The sequence below is a fragment of the Streptomyces sp. NPDC025638 genome (assembly GCF_055558775.1).
This window is the reverse complement of record NZ_JBVHLX010000063.1, coordinates 1-2,880: the sequence shown is the minus strand read 5'-3', so window position 1 is coordinate 2,880 and position 2,880 is coordinate 1. Positions and strand designations below refer to the sequence as shown.

Below are 2,880 nucleotides of genomic sequence, written 5' to 3'. Positions count from 1 at the left end.
GACAACATCGCCGCCCAGCCCTCCACCAACCCCCACGCCTCCACCTCACCCAACAACCGACCCGGCCACGCCAGACTCAACACCAACACCGGACCACCAGAACGGTCCTGAACCAGCGCCTCCGCCTCCAAGGCATGGAGTACGGGAAACGCTCCGCTCACACCCTCGCCGGGCTCGCTGTCATGGACCGGTGTCCAGTTCCGGTCCAGCCCTTGTGCGGCTCGCATGGCGGCGACGCGGCCCAGGTAGTTGAAGCCGATCTGAGCCGAGGGAAGTCCCGCCAGGACGTCAGCCGTATCCGGGTTGAGGTGGCGGAGCAGGCCGTAGCCCAGCCCGTCCCCCGGCACCGCCCTCACCTGCTCCTTGACCCGCTTCAGCAGCACACCCGCAGCCGAACCACCAGCCACGACATCGGCCAGATCCACACCCGCCGCATCCACCCGCACCGGATGCACACTGGTGAACCAGCCCACCGTCCGCGACAGATCCATCCCCTGGACCAAAGCCTTGCGGCCATGGCCCTCAACATCGACCAGAACACCGCCCTCAAGGGGCCGACCGCCGCCGAGCCGCTCACCCAGGGCTCCCGCCAGACCGGCAAGCAGCACATCGTCGACCCCCGCATGGAAGGCCGCAGGCACACCGGTCAGCAACGCCGACGTGACCCCCGCCGGCACAGTGACCGTCACCCGCCGCACGGTGGAGTCAATGTCCCTGGCCGGGTCCACGGGCTCGTCAGTCAGTGGTGCCTCCGGCCCCTCCAACAGCGCGCTCCACGCCGGAAGTTCCGCCACCCGCTTCTCAGCGTGGGCCTGGGCCGACAACTCCCCCGCCCAGTGCCGAAACGAGATCGGCACCGACCCCAGCTCAGGCTGGCCGCCACCGGCCAGAGCGTCATAGACCTCGGCAAGATCCGGGAGCAACACTTGCCAGGACACGGTGTCGATCACCAGGTGGTTGGCCACGAGCAGCAACCGCCCAACGGCCTCGGGCCCGGCGTCGAACCACACCGCCTGCACCATCACCCCGGCAAGGGGGTCGAGCCGCGCGACAGCCACCTGCGCCTGCTCCTCGATCAGCCGGGTCAGTCCCTCCTCGTCGAGGCCAACCGCAGGCACCCGCCGGACCCACGCATCGACCGTGAGAGTGTCCGTCTCCGGCACCACCAGCCGCCAAGGCGCGGTCTCCAGCCGCGCCCGCAAAACCTCATGCCGATCCACCACAGCTCGCAGCGCATTTGTGAGAACAGCGAAGTCCGTTCCCTTCGGCGCTGTCACCAGAGCCGACTGAACGACCTCTCTCACCTGCTCGGCCCCGACCCGGTCGAGAACTTCGTGCATCACCGGGGTCACCGGTATCTCGCCGACGCCGGGCACAGCACGGCTCGATACGAGTTCCTCGGCCACGCCGACGACAGCCGCAAGCCCCTCGGGAGTGCGCCGCTCGAACACCTGCCGAGACGTGATCACCACGCCGGCCCGCCGCGCGCTGGAGACCAGCAGCATCGACAGAATCGAATCGCCGCCCAGCTCGAAGAAACTGTCCTCGACACCCACCCGCTCAAGGCCCAGCACCTCGGCGAACAGCCCGCACAGCAGCTCCTCAAGCGCTGTGGCCGGGGGACGGCCCTCGCTGCGGCCGGAAAGCTCGGGCGCGGGCAGGGCGGCACGGTCGAGCTTGCCGTTGACCGTCAACGGCAGCGCATCCAGCACCACCACCGCGGACGGAATCATGTACTCAGGCAGACGATCAGCCGCGTACCCCCTGAGCTCCGCGACATCGACCTCGCCACTACCGGCGGCCGGCACCACGTAGGCGACCAGCCGCTGCTCGCCCAGTTGGTCCTCGCGTACGACAACCGCCGCCTGGCCGACCCGCGCGTGCCCGGCGATGACTGACGTGATCTCACCCAGTTCGATACGGAAGCCGCGGATCTTGACCTGCTCGTCCGCCCGACCCGCGAAGTGCAGTTGCCCATCCGCCGACCAGCGGGCCAGGTCACCGGAACGGTACATCCGCTGCCCCGGCACGAACGGGCAGGCCACGAACCGCTCCGCCGTCTGCCCCGGGCGGCCTACGTAGCCCCGAGCCAGCCCCACCCCGGCGATGTAGACCTCGCCCACAGTTCCGATGGGCGCGGGCTGGAGGAAGTCGTCCAACACGTACATCTGGGTGTTGGCGAGCGGGCGGCCGATGGCAGGCGGTGCGTCCTGCGAGGTGATGCCCTCGCCGAGCGGTGTGACGGTGGTGATGACCGTCGCCTCGGTGGGGCCATAGGTGTTCCACACCCGAGCCTGTGCCCGCCAGCGTGCGCCCAGGTCGGCACTCAACCGCTCAGCGCCCAACACCCAGTTGGACACCCCGGGCACCGACGCAGGATCCAACACCCCGAGCAACGACGGCACCACACTCGCCACGCTCACACCCGCCGCACGGATCATCTCCGCCAACACCGCAGGATCCGTACGCTCCTCACTCCCGGCAATCGCCAGCGTCCCGCCCGCAGCCAGCGTCACCACCACATCCAGCACAGCGGCATCGAAACTGAACGACGCGAACTGCAGCGCGGTGACACCCACATCCACACCCAGCACCGGCCGCATCGCCTCCGCCAGATTCACCAGGCCACCGTGCGCAACCGCAACACCCTTCGGGCGCCCCGTCGACCCGGACGTGTAGATGACATACGCCAGCTGTTCGTCCGTGAGAGGCACATTCGGAGCCTCTGCCGACTCCTCGGCAATGGCCTCCGCGGCCTCATCCAGCAGCACCACGTGGAGGGCCTCCAGCGTCAGCCCATCCACCGCCTCGGACGTGCTCAGCACCACAGCAGCGCCACTGTCGGCAACCATGAACGCCAACCGATCCGCCGGATACTCC

1 protein-coding gene is annotated in these 2,880 nt (G+C 68.8%); it reads right to left on the bottom strand.

Annotated elements, in window-relative coordinates; all coding sequences use genetic code 11:
• Positions 1-2,852, bottom strand: a 2,852-nt coding sequence (locus tag ACZ4EG_RS46555) for an amino acid adenylation domain-containing protein (RefSeq protein WP_467795055.1), incomplete at its 3' end; no start/stop codon positions are given.
• Positions 2,853-2,880: the final 28 nt, after the last annotated feature.